Annotated in this window: 13 protein-coding genes; 6 read left to right on the top strand and 7 right to left on the bottom strand. The window is 64.2% G+C overall.

Annotation, left to right across the window (positions count from 1 at the left end; all coding sequences use genetic code 11):
• Nucleotides 1–2: 2 nt before the first annotated feature.
• Both aroG and tldD read right to left on the bottom strand, forming a co-directional pair.
• Nucleotides 3–1,076, bottom strand: a complete 1,074-nt coding sequence (gene aroG, locus ACZ5YA_RS32370; RefSeq protein WP_059379168.1) for a 3-deoxy-7-phosphoheptulonate synthase AroG — start codon at nt 1,074–1,076, stop codon at nt 3–5.
• Nucleotides 1,077–1,328: 252 nt separating this feature from the next.
• Nucleotides 1,329–2,789 carry a metalloprotease TldD gene (tldD, locus tag ACZ5YA_RS32365; RefSeq protein ID WP_013392574.1) on the bottom strand — a complete coding sequence of 487 codons (1,461 nt, stop codon included), beginning with the start codon at nt 2,787–2,789 and terminating at the stop codon, nt 1,329–1,331.
• 786 nt (nt 2,790–3,575) lie between these two features.
• Between tldD and ACZ5YA_RS32360 the strand changes: the two genes are divergently transcribed.
• Nucleotides 3,576–3,962, top strand: coding sequence for an H-NS histone family protein (locus tag ACZ5YA_RS32360; RefSeq protein WP_118932199.1), 387 nt, complete (start codon nt 3,576–3,578; stop codon nt 3,960–3,962).
• An 88-nt stretch (nt 3,963–4,050) separates the two neighbouring features.
• Here the strand turns inward: ACZ5YA_RS32360 and ACZ5YA_RS32355 are convergent, their stop codons facing one another.
• Nucleotides 4,051–4,689 (bottom strand): DUF4136 domain-containing protein, encoded by a 639-nt coding sequence (locus tag ACZ5YA_RS32355; protein WP_118932198.1) that lies wholly within the window; start codon nt 4,687–4,689, stop codon nt 4,051–4,053.
• Between the two features lie 148 nt (nt 4,690–4,837).
• On the opposite strand from ACZ5YA_RS32355, the gene pepN reads away from it, so the two are divergent.
• Both pepN and ACZ5YA_RS32345 read left to right on the top strand, forming a co-directional pair.
• Nucleotides 4,838–7,543, top strand: a complete 2,706-nt coding sequence (gene pepN, locus ACZ5YA_RS32350; RefSeq protein WP_464091736.1) for an aminopeptidase N — start codon at nt 4,838–4,840, stop codon at nt 7,541–7,543.
• A gap of 9 nt (nt 7,544–7,552) precedes the next feature.
• Nucleotides 7,553–8,575 carry a class 1 fructose-bisphosphatase gene (locus ACZ5YA_RS32345; RefSeq protein ID WP_059379173.1) on the top strand — a complete coding sequence of 341 codons (1,023 nt, stop codon included), beginning with the start codon at nt 7,553–7,555 and terminating at the stop codon, nt 8,573–8,575.
• An 88-nt stretch (nt 8,576–8,663) separates the two neighbouring features.
• Here ACZ5YA_RS32345 and ACZ5YA_RS32340 read toward each other — a convergent pair whose 3' ends face one another.
• The 4 genes from ACZ5YA_RS32340 to alaC all read right to left on the bottom strand — a co-directional run bounded on the left by ACZ5YA_RS32340 (nt 8,664) and on the right by alaC (nt 13,134).
• Nucleotides 8,664–8,885: a YgdI/YgdR family lipoprotein gene (locus ACZ5YA_RS32340; RefSeq protein WP_059379174.1), complete on the bottom strand. Its 222-nt coding sequence runs from the start codon at nt 8,883–8,885 to the stop codon at nt 8,664–8,666.
• Between the two features lie 179 nt (nt 8,886–9,064).
• Nucleotides 9,065–10,474: a threonine synthase gene (gene thrC / locus ACZ5YA_RS32335; RefSeq protein WP_464091735.1), complete on the bottom strand. Its 1,410-nt coding sequence runs from the start codon at nt 10,472–10,474 to the stop codon at nt 9,065–9,067.
• Complete coding sequence (locus ACZ5YA_RS32330; RefSeq protein ID WP_118932195.1) at nt 10,471–11,775, bottom strand: homoserine dehydrogenase; 1,305 nt, start codon at nt 11,773–11,775, stop codon at nt 10,471–10,473. Before ACZ5YA_RS32330 ends, thrC begins: the two co-directional genes overlap by 4 nt.
• 171 nt (nt 11,776–11,946) lie before the next feature.
• Nucleotides 11,947–13,134 carry an alanine transaminase gene (gene alaC, locus ACZ5YA_RS32325; protein ID WP_054451081.1) on the bottom strand — a complete coding sequence of 396 codons (1,188 nt, stop codon included), beginning with the start codon at nt 13,132–13,134 and terminating at the stop codon, nt 11,947–11,949.
• 444 nt (nt 13,135–13,578) lie between these two features.
• Here alaC and ACZ5YA_RS32320 point away from each other — a divergent pair, with 444 nt between their 5' ends.
• The 3 genes from ACZ5YA_RS32320 to ACZ5YA_RS32310 all read left to right on the top strand — a co-directional run bounded on the left by ACZ5YA_RS32320 (nt 13,579) and on the right by ACZ5YA_RS32310 (nt 16,269).
• The gene (locus ACZ5YA_RS32320; protein ID WP_059379176.1) at nt 13,579–14,040 is read left to right on the top strand and encodes an Mth938-like domain-containing protein; all 462 of its coding nucleotides are present in this window, start codon (nt 13,579–13,581) and stop codon (nt 14,038–14,040) included.
• Nucleotides 14,037–14,501, top strand: a complete 465-nt coding sequence (locus ACZ5YA_RS32315) for a peroxiredoxin (RefSeq protein ID WP_054451079.1) — start codon at nt 14,037–14,039, stop codon at nt 14,499–14,501. The genes ACZ5YA_RS32320 and ACZ5YA_RS32315 overlap by 4 nt, the downstream gene beginning before the upstream one ends.
• A 61-nt stretch (nt 14,502–14,562) precedes the next feature.
• A complete protein-coding gene (locus ACZ5YA_RS32310) occupies nt 14,563–16,269 on the top strand; it encodes a PhoH family protein (RefSeq protein ID WP_464091734.1) in 1,707 nt (568 codons plus the stop codon).
• The last annotated feature ends 49 nt before the right edge of the window (nt 16,270–16,318 follow it).

The following is a 16,318-nucleotide window of genomic DNA, read 5'->3' as shown; positions in this document are numbered from 1 at the left end:
ACTTACTTGCCGGTCGTAAGGGCGACCCGGCGGCGTTCGCGCACCGCATGAGCCAAACGCTCGAGCACGGCGACCGAGGCGTCCCAGTCGATGCAGCCGTCGGTGATGCTCTGGCCGTAGACCAGCGGCGTGCCAGGCACCATGTCCTGGCGGCCGCCCAGCAGGTGGCTTTCAACCATGACGCCCACCAGGCGGCTGTCGCCCGCTTCCATCTGGCGCGCCACGTCTTCGATGACCAAGGGCTGGTTCTCGGGCTTCTTGCTGCTGTTGGCGTGGCTGGCGTCGATCATGATGCGCTGCGCCAGACCGGCCTTGGACATGTCCTGGCAGGCCGCTTCGATGCTGGCCGCGTCGTAGTTCGGCGTCTTGCCGCCGCGCAGGATGACGTGACAGTCCTCGTTGCCGGCCGTCGACACAATTGCGGAATGCCCGCCCTTGGTCACCGACAGGAAATGGTGCGGCTGGGAGGCCGCCTTGATCGCATCGACCGCGATCTTCACATTGCCGTCGGTGCCGTTCTTGAACCCCACCGGACACGACAGTCCCGATGCCAGCTCGCGATGCACCTGGCTTTCCGTCGTCCGAGCCCCGATCGCCCCCCAGGAGACCAGATCCGCGATGTACTGCGGCGTAATCATGTCCAGGAACTCGCAACCCGCCGGCAGTCCCATGCTGTTGATGTCCAGCAGCAGCTCGCGGGCGACGCGCACGCCCTTGTTGATGTCGAAGCTGCCGTCCAGATCCGGATCGTTGATCAAACCCTTCCAGCCCACGGTGGTGCGCGGCTTCTCGAAGTACACGCGCATCACGATTTCCAGGTCGGCGCTCAGCCGGTCGCGCACAGGCTTCAGACGCTTCGCATATTCGATGGCCGCGCGGGTGTCGTGGATGGAGCAAGGACCGATCACGACGATCATCCGGTCATCCATGCCGTGCAGGATGCGGTGCATCCCCTGGCGGGCGGCGAACACGGTATCGGACGCCTCCTTGGTGCAGGCGAACTCGCGCATGACGTGCGCGGGCGGGTTCAGCTCTTTGATTTCTCGAATGCGAAGGTCGTCGGTATTGTGTGACACGGTACTGCTCCTGGGTTGCCCGCCGCGGGGATGTTTCCCGAGATGGTTTCCTCAACTGGCGGCGCAAAAAAAGCCGCCAGTTCGCTGGCGGCTTTTTTGGGGGGATTCTTTCCAAACTTCAGATTGAGCGCGTCCCTTCCTCCGCCAGCGGCTTCAGAAAACCATAAAAATAAAAATAAAAGGCGGGGGACGCGAATTTCATGGGGATTGACTCTAGCACAAATTTTTCGAGCCGTCATCCGTGTTTTTGAGTCAGGCGGTGCCGCCGACGGTCAGGCCTTCCATGCGGACCGTGGGCATGCCCACGCCCACGGGCACGCTCTGGCCATCCTTGCCGCACGTGCCCACGCCGGAATCCAGCTGCAGGTCGTTGCCTATCATGGTGACGCGGTTCATGGCGTCCGGACCGTTGCCGATCAGGGTGGCGCCCTTGACCGGATAGGTCACCTTGCCGTTTTCGATCATGTAGGCTTCGGACGCCGAAAACACGAACTTGCCGTTGGTGATGTCGACCTGGCCACCGCCGAAATTGACCGCGTACAGCCCACGCTTGACGGACGACACGATTTCCTCGGCCGGCTTGTCGCCCGCCAGCATGTAGGTGTTGGTCATGCGCGGCATCGGCAGGTGCGCGAACGATTCGCGGCGGCCGTTGCCGGTGGCGGCGGTCTTCATGAGGCGCGCGTTCAGCGTGTCCTGCATATAGCCGCGCAGGATGCCGTCCTCGATCAGCACGTTGCGCTGGGTGGCATTGCCTTCGTCGTCGATGTTGAGCGAGCCGCGGCGATCGGGGATGGTGCCGTCGTCGACCACCGTCACGCCCTTGGAGGCGACGCGCTCGCCGATGCGGCCCGAGAACACGCTGGACCCCTTGCGGTTGAAGTCGCCTTCCAGCCCGTGGCCGACAGCCTCGTGCAACAGGATGCCGGGCCAGCCCGAACCCAGCACGACAGTCATTTCACCGGCCGGCGCGGGGCGCGCTTCCAGGTTCACCATGGCCTCGTGCACCGCGCGCTCGACGTAGCCCTGCAGCATTTCATCCGTGAAATAGGCCAGGCCCAGGCGGCCGCCGCCGCCCGCGTGACCCATTTCGCGGCGGCCATTGCGCTCGGCGATGACGGTCAGCGACAAGCGTACCAGCGGGCGCACGTCGGCGGCCAGGCGGCCGTCGCTGCCGGCCACCAACACCACGTCATATTCGGCGCCCAGGCCAGCCATGACCTGAATCACGTGCGGATCGCGGGCGCGCGCCATGCGCTCCACGCGTTCCAGCAGCGCGACCTTCTCGGGAGCGCTCAAGGTGGCAACCGGATCGATATCGGCATACAGGCTGCGGCCGATCTCGGCTTCGACCTGCGCCGCCACCTTTACCTTGCCGGCGCCGCGGCGCGCGATGCCGCGCACCGCGTGCGCAGACGACAACAGCGCTTCGGGCGACAGCGAATCCGAATAGGCAAAGGCGGTTTTCTCGCCGCTCACGGCACGTACCCCGACGCCCTGGCTGATCGAGAAACTGCCGGTCTTGACGATGCCCTCTTCCAGGCTCCAGCCCTCGCTGCGCGTGTACTGGAAATACAGGTCGGCGTAGTCGACCTTGTGAGTGAAGATCTCACCCAGCGCGCGCGCCATGTCCGCCTCGGTCAGGCCCCAGGGGTCTAGCAGCAGGGATTTGGCGGTGGCGAGGGAAGCAATGGCGGGATCGATGATTTTCATGGGGCTCTGTACAGGAGGCGGCGGCGCGCTGGCGCGCGCTCGCGGTGATACTCGAGATCATATCGTAACGCTGGCGCGGCCTGGCCGTCGGGCCGCGCGCCCCGCCGGGAAACACGCTGGGGCGAAAAATACCACGGGCATTATTTACGCGTGCGGGCGGGGTCGGAATATTACATACCGGGCTGCACCGACAAGCTCAAACAATGTTCGATGCGCCCCTTTTTTCGGGTGCTCATAGGACTTTTTCGACCAGCAGGCATACAGGCAAAGGTATTCCCGAGGCGCGCACCAAACTCGTCATACAACTTGACATGAAAATGAAATACGCCAATGAGACCGCTGGGCGCATAGCACAGAATCCTGTCGGACCATGCCTGGCGAATATCAGACCGCAAGACTATTCATTTGTTCCCGCCGTTGCGTCATCAGACTTCCGCAAACGCCGCACCCGCGGCAGGTCCGATGCGGGACGTCAGGCCTGGAGCCCCGTATTTGCGCGCTTTGCGAGACAAACCGAACAGATGCAAGGGCATGCGCGGCTATTCGTCCGCCTCGTGAACCAATACCCCTATTGTTTCAAGTTGTCCCAAATTCGAGAATATCCTTCCCAATACTTGGCTCGTTGCGGGCACTCCCAGACCGAAAAACGGTATCGGACTCTTTTGATACAAAGTAATTGCATCAGAAACCAGGAAGTCAAGCCGTAACTTCTGTATTATGCGAAGCACAACAATTACACAATAACTTCGCCGGCGATTACAGCAGTTCCATAATCAGGAATAAACCATGGCCCGAGAATCCTACGCAGCACTGCAAGCAAAGATCGAAAAGGAAATCAACAAGCTACAAAAGAAGGCTGAAGTCCTGCAAACCAAGCGTCGCAAGCCCGTGATCACGCAGATCATCACGTCGATGCGCGAGTACGACATCACGCCTGAAGAGATCGTCGCAGCCTATGGCGCCGGCAAGCCCGCCCGCGCCGCCGCCGCCGGTGGCCGCCGCAAGGCTGGCCCCGCTGCCCGTCCGGCCAACGCCGCCAAACGCGCCGTTGCGCCCAAGTACCGCCATCCTCAAACAGGGGAAACGTGGAGCGGCCGTGGCAAGGCTCCCCGCTGGCTCGCCGCGGAAGAAGCCGCAGGCGCAACCCGCGACAGTTTTCTTATCAAAGAATAAAAACCTATCCGCCAGTAAGAAAAAAATCGGCGCACCATATTGGTGCGCCGATTTTATTTAAAGACAGGCCTCAAAAGGCCGCCCGATTTCATTGCACCGGGAAGCGGATTTCGCGCTCCGCGCCATTATTCCCGGGAAAATTATCAAATATTGCGCGTACCAGGTACGGCATGGTGCGCAGGAAATCGTCGCGCTCGCTCAGTATGAAAGCGCTGGAACGGTATACCTCGGCGCCGCCGCGCTGCGTGTCATAGATATGCAGGGTGAGGGTATTGCGTTGCACGGCCATGGGTACGTCGACCCATTCCGGCCCCCAGTAGCCATACCCCGCTCCCCACGGCCGCGGGCCGTAGAAACCGCCATAGCCGTAGCCGCCATAGAAATATGGATCGTATGGACGCTGCACCATTATCTGGGTCTGCGTGGTGCCGTAGTTGAACGACACGTCGAAACGACCCTTTGCGCCGGGCTTGGCCTCGACCAGGCCGGTCGCGCCTATGCCGGCCCGCACCATGTCCTGATAGGACTGATATTCAAGATTGTTGTTTTGCGAAGCATCGGCAGCGATGAACTGGTAGGTCTGCCCCTCCACGCCCGCGGGCCATTGCTGAAAGGAAGTGACCCTCGCGGAAACCGTGGGAGCGGCACAACCCGTCAGGGCAAACGCCCCCGCCACGGCCAGCAGACCGGCCCAGCGGCGCATATTGAACATGGACAACCTCGACATTTGACACCTCTGCGGCGCGCGACGGCGCCATGATACTGACTTTGACTCAGACCGCTACAAAAAGTTTACGGTACGCCAAACGGCCCAGGGCGGTGCGTCATGCCCAGCCACTACAATAGAGCCTTCGTTCATACAGGACTGCAATCCCATGCGCACAGACACGCCCGTAACCGTATATCGCAAGGATTACCAGCCCTACCCCTACGACATTCCCGAAGTCGCCCTCGCCTTCGATCTCGCGCCGGACGCGACCGAAGTGCGCTGCACGATGCAAGTGCAGCGCAAGGCCGGGGCCAGCGCCGACGCCGCCCTGATCCTGGACGGCGAAGACCTGGAGCTCGTCTCGGTAGGCGTGAATGGCGCGCCCCTGCCCGCCGACCGCTATCGCCTGTCCGAACACAGCCTGGCCCTTTACGGCCTGCCGCCCAGCGCCACGGTGGAAATCGTCAGCCGCTGCAAACCGTCGGCCAATTCCACGCTGATGGGCCTGTACGTCTCGGGCGGCAACTTCTTCACCCAATGCGAGGCCGAGGGCTTTCGCCGCATCACGTGGTTCGCCGACCGGCCCGACGTGATGTCGCGCTACCGCGTGACCCTGCGCGCCCAGCCGGAGTATCCGGTGCTGCTTTCCAACGGCAACCTGCTGGCCACGCGCCAACTGCCCGACGGCCGCAACGAGGTCGAATGGGAAGATCCCTTCCCCAAGCCCTGCTACCTGTTCGCGCTGGTGGCCGGCAAGCTCACGCACCGCGAAACCACCGTCAAGACGTCCAGCGGCCGCGACGTGCTGCTGCAGGTCTACAGCGATCCAGGTTCGGAATCCAAGACCGAATGGGCGCTGGATTCGCTGGTGCGCGCGCTGCGCTGGGACGAAAGCCGCTTCGGCCTGGAGTTGGACCTGGACCGCTTCATGATCGTGGCAGTCCATGACTTCAACATGGGCGCGATGGAAAACAAGGGCTTGAACATCTTCAACGCCGCCTACGTGCTGGCGGATGCGGATACGGCCACGGACGCCAACTATGAAGGCATCGAATCCGTCATCGGACACGAGTACTTCCACAACTGGACCGGCAACCGCGTCACCTGCCGCGACTGGTTCCAGCTGAGCCTGAAGGAAGGCCTGACCGTCTTCCGCGACCAGGAATTCAGCGCCGACATGATGGCCCACGGCATGGATGCCGCCGAGGCCGCGAGCGCGCGCGCGGTCAAGCGCATCGACGACGTGGTGGCGCTGCGCGCCGCCCAGTTTCCGGAAGACGCCGGCCCCATGGCCCATCCGATCCGGCCTGAAAGCTACCAGGAGATCGGCAACTTCTACACGGCGACCGTGTACGAGAAAGGCGCCGAAGTCATCCGCATGCAGCACACCCTGCTGGGCGAGGCGGGCTTTCGCGCCGGCATGGACGAGTACTTCCGCCGCCATGACGGCCAGGCCGTGACCTGCGACGACTTCGTGGCCGCCATGGAATCCGTCTACGTGCGCCAGCATCCGGACCGCGACCTGTCCGTGTTCCGCCGCTGGTACCGCCAGGCCGGCACGCCGCGCGTGACCGTCAAGCTCGACCACGACGCCGCAACGCGCCGTTGCACCGTGACGCTCACCCAGGAATGCCCGCCGGTCGGCGTGGAAAAGAAGGCCGGCGCCGATTACGTGAAGGCCCCCTTCCACATCCCGTTCGCCATCGGCTTGCTGGACCGCGACGGCCGCGCACTGCCGCTGCGCCATGCCGGCGCGGTCCTGGACACCGCGCTGCTGGAACTGACGCAGCAAAGCCAGCAATGGATATTCGAGGATATCGACGAGCGTCCTGTGCCGTCGCTATTGCGCGACTTCTCGGCCCCGGTCATCGTCGACTACGACTGGACCAACGAAGAACTGGCCCTGCTGTCGGCGCACGACGGCAATCCCTTCGCGCGTTGGGAGGCCGGCCAGGAATTCGCCACCCGCCAGATCCTGGCGCTGGCCGAGGCCCGCCAAGCCGGCAAGACCCTGCATGCCGACGCCGCCTTCATCGAGACCTGGCGCGCGCTGCTGACCGATCCGGCTCTGGACGCCGCCTACCGCGCCCGCGCCCTGGCCCTGCCGTCCGAAAAGACCCTGGCCGAACGCATGCAGCAGGTGGACCCGCCTGCCCTGGCGGTCGCACGCGACTTCCTGCGTGCCGAACTGGGACGCCAGTTGGCCGCCGAGTTCCGCCTGGCATTCGACGACAACCAGACGCCGGGCGAATACAGCCCGGCGCCGGTTCCGGCCGGCAAGCGCGCCTTGAAGAACCTGGCGCTCAGCCACCTGATGGCGGCGGGCGAACTCGATGCCCAGCGCCTGGCCGAGCAGCAGTACGAGAAGGCCGGCAACATGACCGACAGCATGGCGGCGCTGTCCGCGCTGATCAATTTCGGCCAGGGCGACTTCCCGCATAAGGCGCTTGCCGCTTTCTACGACAAATGGCGCGACAACGCCCTGGTGGTGGACAAGTGGTTCGCCCTGCAGGCCGCGGCCCGCTCGACCACCGTGCAGACCGCGCGCGAGCTGATGCAGCACCCCGCATTCACCCTGCGCAACCCGAACCGCGCGCGCTCGCTGATCTTCCAGTTCTGCCTGAACAACGCCCGCGGCATGCATCACCCCGACGGCACCGGCTACGCCTTCTGGGCCGAGCAGGTGCTGGCGCTGGACGCCCTCAACCCCGAGATCGCCGCCCGCCTGGCGCGCGCGCTGGACAACTGGGCACGCTTCGTGCCCGCCCTGCGCACGCCCATGCAGGCCGCCCTGCAGCGGGTGCGCGCCCAGGAAGGCCTGTCGCGCAATGTGCAGGAAATCGTATCCAAGGCTTTAGAATTCGCAGCATAGGAGGTTCCTTTGAAACGTAAAACACTGACCCAATACCTGGTGGAGCAGCAGCGCTCCGCCCAAGCCCTCGCACCGGAAGTGCGGCTGCTCATCGAGGTGGTCGCGCGCGCCTGCAAGGCCATCAGCCATGCGGTAAGCAAGGGTGCGCTCGGCGGCGTTCTCGGCAGCCTGGAAAGCGAGAACGTCCAGGGCGAAGTGCAGAAGAAGCTGGACGTGCTGTCCAACGAAATCCTGCTCGAAGCCAATGAATGGGGCGGCCACCTGGCGGCCATGGCCTCGGAAGAAATGGAGACCATCCATCTGATCCCGAACCGCTACCCCAAGGGCGAATACCTGCTGCTGTTCGATCCGCTCGATGGCTCCTCGAACATCGACGTCAACGTCTCCATCGGCACCATCTTCTCCGTGCTGCACGCGCCGCATGACGTGTCGGGCGCGCCCGTGTGCGAGCAGGACTTCCTGCAGCCGGGCGACAAGCAGGTCGTGGCCGGCTATGCCGTCTACGGTCCGCAGACCATGCTGGTGCTGACCATCGGCAATGGCGTGGTGGGCTTCACGCTGGACCGCGAAATGGGCTCGTGGGTGCTGACGCACGAGAACATCCGCGTGCCGGAAGACACCAAGGAGTTCGCCATCAACATGTCGAACATGCGCCACTGGGCTGCCCCGGTCAAGCGCTACGTCGACGACTGCCTGGCCGGCACGACCGGCCCGCTGGGCAAGGACTACAACATGCGCTGGATCGCCTCCATGGTGGCCGATGTGCATCGCATCCTGACCCGCGGCGGCATCTTCATGTATCCCTGGGACGCCCGCGAACCCGGCAAGGCCGGCAAACTGCGCCTGATGTACGAAGCCAATCCCATGAGCTTCCTGGTCGAACAGGCCGGCGGCGCCGCGATCAACGGCACGCAGCGCATCATGGAGATCCAGCCCGACAAGCTGCATCAGCGCGTCAGCGTGATCCTGGGCTCGAAGAACGAAGTCGACCGCGTCGGCCGCTACCACGCCGAAGAAGCAGCCAAGCAGTAACGCTGCAGGCGCCCCGCGCCAACGAAAAAGCCCCGGCGCCTTGAGCGGCCGGGGCTTTTTTCATGGGCAAGCCATATCGGAACGGCGATCACTTCACCTGTTCGATGGACTTCACGTCGTCCTTGTTGATCTGGACCTTCTTGCCGTCCTTGTCGTATTCGTACATGCCCGAATCCTTGTCGTACTGGGGCTTATCCGGCGTCACGGTCGAGCTGCCGTCCCGCTGCTGAATGACCGACGGAGACGAGCATCCCGCCAGTACTCCGAATCCGGTCACGGCCAGGGCGAGCGTCATGGTCTTCAGTTTCATGGGCGTGTTCTCCGAAAGTGAATCGTGAATTCACTGTATCTGACACTGTCCCCGCATTCGTGACGGGTTGTGGTCAAAATGCATGCGAAGGTAAAGCTGCTGACCCGCCAAAATGAAAAAAACCCCTCGCAGGCCAAGCCTGCGAGGGGTTGCACACGCATACAAGACGCAAGCGGCCTTTACACCTTGGCGTTCGCCTCGATGAAGCGACGCACGGCGGCCGCGTCGCAATCCATGATTTCGACGCGTTGCGGCAGGGATTCCAGATCCGCCAGATTGCCCGGGGGCGTGGCCGGACGGCCCAGGGCCTCTTCGATGGTTTCCGAGAACTTCGCCGGCAAGGCGGTTTCCAGGACCAGCATGGGCACGCCAGGCTCGACGAACTCGCGCGCGACCTTGACGCCATCGGCGGTGTGCGGATCGATCAGCACGCCGGTTTCATCGTAGACCGAACGGATCGTCGCCAGGCGGTCTTCGTGCGTGCTTGCGCCCGACACGAAGCCATAGCGCTCCTCGAACTGCGGCTTCAGGGCGGACAGGTCGAAAGAGCCGTCGCGCGCCATGCCGGCCCACAGTTCCTTGACGCGGGCCGCGTCGCGGCCGACCAGGTCGAACACGAAGCGCTCGAAGTTCGAAGCGCGCGAAATGTCCATGGACGGGCTGGAGGTGGCGTAGGTCTGCTCGGCGGGACGCGGACGATAGACGCCCGTGCGGAAGAACTCTTCCAGCACGTTGTTCTCGTTCGTGGCCAGCACCAGGCGGCGAATGGGCAGGCCCATGCTGTGCGCGATGTGGCCGGACAGGATGTTGCCGAAATTGCCCGAAGGCACCGCGAACGACACCTGCTCGCCAGCCCTGCTGGTGGCGCGCAGCCAGCCATGGAAGTAGTACACCACCTGGGCGGCGATGCGCGCCCAGTTGATGGAGTTGACCGCGCCCAGACGGTACTTGCTCTTGAACTCCAGATCGCCGGCCAGGGCCTTGACGATGTCCTGGGCCTCGTCGAACACGCCGCGCACGGCGATGTTGTGGATGTTCTCGTCCTGCAGCGAATACATCTGCGCGCGCTGGAAGGCGCTCATGCGGCCATGGGGCGACAGCATGAACACCGCCACGCCCTTCTTGCCGCGCAAGGCGTACTCCGCCGCCGAACCCGTGTCGCCGGAGGTGGCGCCCACGATGTTCAGGGTGGTGCCGCGCTTGGCCAGCACGTATTCGAAGACCTGGCCCAGGAACTGCATGGCCATGTCCTTGAAGGCCAGCGTCGGCCCTTCGGACAGGCCCAGCAGCGACAGGCCGCCGTCCAGCGGACGCAGCGGGACGATGTCCTCGCTGTTGAAGGTCTGCTGGTTGTAGGCCGCGCGCGTCAGGCGGCGCAGGTCATCAGCCGGAATGTCGGTGGCGAACAGCGACAGCACTTCGAACGCCAGGTCGGCATACGGCAGGCCGCGCCAGGACTCCAGCGTTTCCGCAGAAACCTGGGGCAGTTGCTCCGGCACGGCCAGGCCGCCGTCCGGCGCCAGGCCTTCCAGCAGGATGTCCGAGAATTGCAGCGGCGTCATGCCGCCGCGGGTGGAGATGTATTTCATAGCAAATTTTCCACGCGCAGGCGCGTCACTTTCGAGCGCACGAACGGCAGGGCTTCGATGCGCTCGATCGCCTGATTGACGTTGCCTTCGACTGCCTCATGCGTCAGGAAGATGATGTCGGCGCCGCCGATGTGCGACGGCTGCTGGATCATCGAACCGATGGAGATGGAGCGGTCGGCCAGGATGCGGGCGATGTCGGCCAGCACGCCCGGCTGGTCGTCCACGCGCAGGCGCAGGTAGTACGAGGTGCTGACCTCTTCGATCGGCAGGATCGGCGTGTCGGACATGGCATCCGGCTGGAAGGCCAGGTGCGGCACGCGGTTGCCCGGATCCGCGGTGTGCAGGCGGGTCACGTCGACCAGGTCGGCCACCACGGCCGAGGCGGTGGGCTCTTCGCCCGCGCCCTGGCCGTAGTACAGCGTGGGACCGACGGCGTCGCCCTTGACCAGCACGGCGTTCATCGCGCCTTCGACGTTGGCCAGCAGGCGTTCGGCCGGCACCAGCGCCGGATGCACGCGCAGCTCGATGCCGTCCGGGCGGCGCTTGGTGACGCCCAGCAGCTTGATGCGATAGCCCAGGCGTTCGGCATGCTCGATGTCCTCGGCGGCCAGCTGCGAAATGCCTTCGATGTAGGCGCGGTCGAACTGGACCGGCACGCCGAAAGCCAGCGAAGCCAGCAGGGTCAGCTTGTGGGCCGCGTCCACGCCTTCCACGTCGAACGTGGGATCGGCTTCGGCGTAGCCCAGGCGCTGCGCCTCGGCCAGCACGTCGGCGAACGGCAGGCCGCGCGTACGCATTTCCGACAGGATGAAGTTGGTGGTGCCGTTGATGATGCCGGCCACCCACTGGATGCGGTTGGCGGTCAGGCCTTCGCGGATCGCCTTGATGATGGGGATGCCGCCGGCGACGGCCGCTTCGAAGGTCACCATCACGCCGCGCTCATGGGCCGCGGCGAAGATCTCGTTGCCGTGCTTGGCCAGCAGCGCCTTGTTGGCGGTCACGACGTGCTTGCCGTTGGCGATGGCTTCCAGCACCAGCTCGCGCGCCAGCGTGTCGCCGCCGATCAGTTCGACCACGATGTCGATTTCAGGATCGCGCACCAGCGCGCGCACATCGGTGTCGACCTGGATCGCGTCGCCCACGCGCGCACGCGCCTTGGCCACGTCGCGCACCGCGGCGCGGGTCACTTCGATGCGGCGGCCGGCACGGCGCGCAATTTCTTCCGCGTTGCGCGACAGCACCGACCAGGTGCCTCCGCCAACCACGCCCAGACCGAGCAGGCCGACTTTCATGGGTTTCATCGCGGCGCCTTCTGCGGGCGGGCGTTGAGGGGAATTCATTTCAGTTCTCCATAACTGCTGTACGAGCGACTCCACACTTGGCAGCGCCACGCGGGGCCGCGCGGAGCCGGCTTTGCCGGTCCGCTGCGGCGCCCCCTTGAGGGGGAAGCGCGCAGCGCTTCGGGGGTGGTCCTACCGCAGCAATCCGTCCTTGCGGAACATGTCTTTAATGCCTCGCACCGCTTGCCGGGTGCGCTGCTCGTTTTCGATCAGGGCGAAGCGCACGTATTCGTCGCCATACTCGCCGAAGCCGATCCCGGGGGACACGGCCACCTTCGCATCCGACAGGACACGCTTGGCAAATTCCAAAGAGCCCATCGCCCTGTAGGGTTCGGGGATCTGCGCCCAGATGTACATGGACGCCTTGGGAATTTCCACATTCCAACCTGCTTCATGCAAGCCGCGCACGAGCACGTCGCGGCGGCTTTGGTACTGCGCCACGATTTCGTTCACGCAGTCTTGCGGACCGTCCAGGGCGGCGATGGACGCCACCTGGATCGGCGTGAACGTGCCGTAGTCGTGATAGCTCTTGATGCGCGCCAGCGCGTTGACCAGCTCGCGGTTGCCGACCATGTAGCCGATGCGCCAGCCGGCCATGTTGTAGCTCTTGCTCATCGTGAAGAACTCGACGGCGACATCGCGCGCGCCAGGCACCTGCATGATGGACGGCGCCACGTAGCCGTCGAAGGTGATGTCGGCGTAGGCCAGGTCGTGCACCACCAGGATGTCGTGTTCCTTGGCCAGCGCCACCACGCGTTCGAAGAACGACAGGTCCACGCATTGCGCGGTCGGGTTGCTGGGAAAGCCCAGCACCATCATCTTGGGTTTGGGAATGGACTCGCGCACGGCGCGTTCCAGTTCCTCGAAGAAGTCCACGCCCGGCGTCATGCGCACGGAACGGATATTGGCGCCGGCGATGACCGCGCCGTAGATATGGATCGGATAGCTGGGGTTCGGCACCAGCACGGTGTCGCCGCGGTCCAGCGTGGCCAGCATCAGGTGCGCCAGGCCTTCCTTGGAACCGATGGTGACGATGGCTTCGGAATCCGGATCGAACTCGACCGCGTAGCGGCGCTGGTACCAGTCACAGATCGCCTTGCGCAGGCGCGGGATGCCCTTGGACACGGAATAGCCGTGCGTGGTCGGACGCGTCGTCGCTTCCACCATCTTGTCGACGATGTGCTTGGGAGTCGCGCCGTCCGGATTGCCCATCGACATGTCGATGATGTCTTCGCCACGCCTACGCGCCGCCATCTTGAGCTCGCCGGTAATGTTGAAAACGTACGGGGGCAGACGCTCGATGCGAGAGAACTTCCTCATGATGGGAATCCTTAGGGGCGATAAAAAGGGCGAAAAAACCAGGGCGCGAATGCGCGAAGGGGAAAAGGGTCCGAAACGCCGCACCGGCATGCGATTGCAGTGCAGCAAAACCCTGTAATCTAGCGCAAGGACGCCCGTGCGGCAAATGGCGAAAAAAAGGGGCCGATTTCACGTCCTCTCGAGGGAAATCGCGTGACAAGGAAGCCCCGTTTTGCCGCTGGGCCGCCCCAAGGCAAAACGCGCCCCCGCGGGGGCAGCAAGCGAGCGCAGCGAGTGCGGCGTGGGGGTCCGTTTTTCCGCTGGGCCGCCCCAAGGCAAAACGCGCCCCCTCGGGGGGCAGCAAGCGAGCGCAGCGAGTGCGGCGTGGGGGCTCCTCTCGTGGATACCCTGCAACATGGCGTCATCCCGATGCGCTATTATCGGGCCATATAGCCGGAGTTTTTATTGAAGCTGCATACCGATCCTGCGACGGCCGCTCTGAATACCGTCACCGCCTATGGTGATGGCTATATCGAGGTCAACCAGGTACGTTTTTCCTCCTCGGTCGCGTTCGGCCCCGAAGGCGAAGTGACCCACTGGCCCGTTGAGTCGCCGGCCGACATCACCCCCACCCTCTTGCGCCAGGCGGCCGGATTGTCCGAGCCCGTCCGCGACCCCATGGCCTTTCTGGACGAACCGGAAGCCAGCCCCAGCCGCCCCGCGAATGCGCCGGAAGTGCTGCTGGTGGGCACGGGCGCGCGCCAGCAGTTCCTGCGTCCCGACGTGCTGCGTCCGCTGCTGGCGATCGGCATCGGGGTCGAGATCATGGACACGCACGCCGCCTCGCGCACCTACAACATCCTGATGGCGGAGGGCCGGCGCGTGGTCGTGGCCCTCATCCCCCCCAACGGAGAATCCCAGAAATGACGCCGACCATAGGCAAACCCGCCCCGCTGTTCACCGCCGAAAGCACCATAGGTCCGATCAGCCTGGAGCAATGCCAGGGCCGCGCCGTGATCCTGTATTTCTATCCCAAGGACAACACGCCTGGCTGCACCACCGAAAGCCAGGATTTCCGCGACCTGCACGCCGAGTTCCTGGCGGCCAGCGCGGTGGTCATCGGCATCTCGCGCGATTCGTTGAAGTCGCACGAGAACTTCAAGGCCAAGTACGAGCTTCCCTTCCCCCTCATCTCCGACGCCGACGAAACCGTCTGCAATCTGTTCGGCGTCATCAAGCAGAAGAACATGTACGGCAAGCAGGTGCGCGGCATCGAACGCAGCACCTTCCTGATCGATGCCTATGGCGTGCTGGTGCAGGAGTGGCGCGGAGTGAAGGTCCCGGGTCACGCCAAGGAAGTCCTGCAAGCAGCGAAGAGCATCGGTTAGCCGTCAGCACAGGTTTTACCCGTCAGGCGCTATAGCCGGCCCACACTGGAGAGTGACAAATATGCCGCTTCCGAAGTTGCCCACCCGTCCCGCAGCCATCCTGACCTTCCCCTCGGGCGAATCCGCCCGGGCGCAGGCCCGCAGCACCAAGACCGCCGCTGCGCGGTCCAGTACCCAGGCAGTCCTCGCAGGGGACGACGACAACGAGTTGCTCGTCCAGCCCGAACTCGAGGGCCTGGCAGCCCCGGCCCGCAAGGCGCAGATCCCGGCGCCCGCCCGCCAGGTGCCGCCGCCGGCGCCCGCGGCCCCCGCCCCGCGCGCCGAGACGCGCCGCGCCAAGACCACTCCGGCTCCAACCAAACGCGCCAAGGCGCGCGCCCAGAACGAGCCGCGCAAGCTGTTCGTGCTGGACACCAACGTGCTGCTGCACGACCCCAGTTCGCTGTTCCGCTTCGAAGAGCACGACATCTTCTTGCCGATGATGACGCTCGAAGAGCTGGATCACCAGAAAAAGGGCATGTCCGAAGTGGCGCGCAACGCGCGCCAGGTCAGCCGTTCGCTGGACGCGCTGGTGCAGGACGCGACCCAGCTGGACGAAGGACTTGAGCTGACCAAGCTGGGCAACAAGGACGCCACCGGCCGGCTGATGTTCCAGACGACCGCGATCCACAGCACGCTGCCCTCCGACCTGCCCATGGGCAAGGCCGACAACCAGATCCTGGGCGTGGTCCGCGCCCTGCAGGAAAAGTACCCGCAACGCGAAGTCGTGCTGGTGTCCAAGGACATCAACATGCGCCTGAAGGCGCGCGCGCTGGGCATGGCCGCGGAAGACTACTACAACGACCAGGTCATGGAGGACTCGGACCTGATGTATTCGGGCGTGATGCAGCTGCCCGAGGACTTCTGGAACAAGCACGGCAAGGATGTCGAATCCTGGCAACAGGGCGGCACCACCTTCTACCGCATCCATGGCCCGCTGTGCTCGCAGTTCGTGGTCAACCAGTTTGTCTACTTCGAAGGCCAGATGCCGCTGTATGCGCAGGTGCGCGAGGTCAGCGGCAAGATGGCGGTGCTGGCCACGCTGCGCGACTACACCCACGGCAAGAACAACGTCTGGGGCATCACCGCGCGCAACCGCGAGCAGAACTTCGCCATGAACCTGCTGATGAATCCGGAATGCGACTTCGTGTCGCTGCTGGGCCAGGCGGGCACCGGCAAGACGCTGCTGGCGCTGGCCGCGGGCATCACCCAGGTACTGGAAACCAAGCGCTACACCGAAATCATCATGACCCGCGTCACGGTGCCGGTCGGCGAAGACATCGGTTTCCTGCCGGGTACGGAAGAAGAGAAGATGCTGCCCTGGATGGGCGCCCTGGAAGACAACCTGGACGTCCTTAACATGGGTGAAGGCGAAGGCAACGGGGACTGGGGCCGCGCCGCCACCATGGACCTGATCCGTTCGCGCATCAAGGTCAAGTCGCTGAACTTCATGCGCGGCCGCACCTTCCTGAACAAGTACCTGATCATCGACGAGGCGCAGAACCTGACGCCCAAGCAGATGAAGACGCTGGTCACGCGCGCGGGTCCCGGCACCAAGGTGATCTGCCTGGGCAACATCGCCCAGATCGATACGCCCTACCTGACCGAAGGCAGTTCCGGCCTGACCTTCGTGGTCGACCGCTTCAAGGGCTGGCCGCATTCCGGGCACGTCACGCTGCAGCGGGGCGAACGTTCGCGCCTGGCCGACTATGCCGGAGATGTGCTGTAGGCCCAGCCCCTACACTCCATGCCAGCATAGGCTTTGCCCATGAACGAAC

This window comes from Achromobacter sp. JCM 18799 (assembly GCF_055395645.1).
This window is presented reverse-complemented; position numbering and strand designations above follow the sequence as displayed.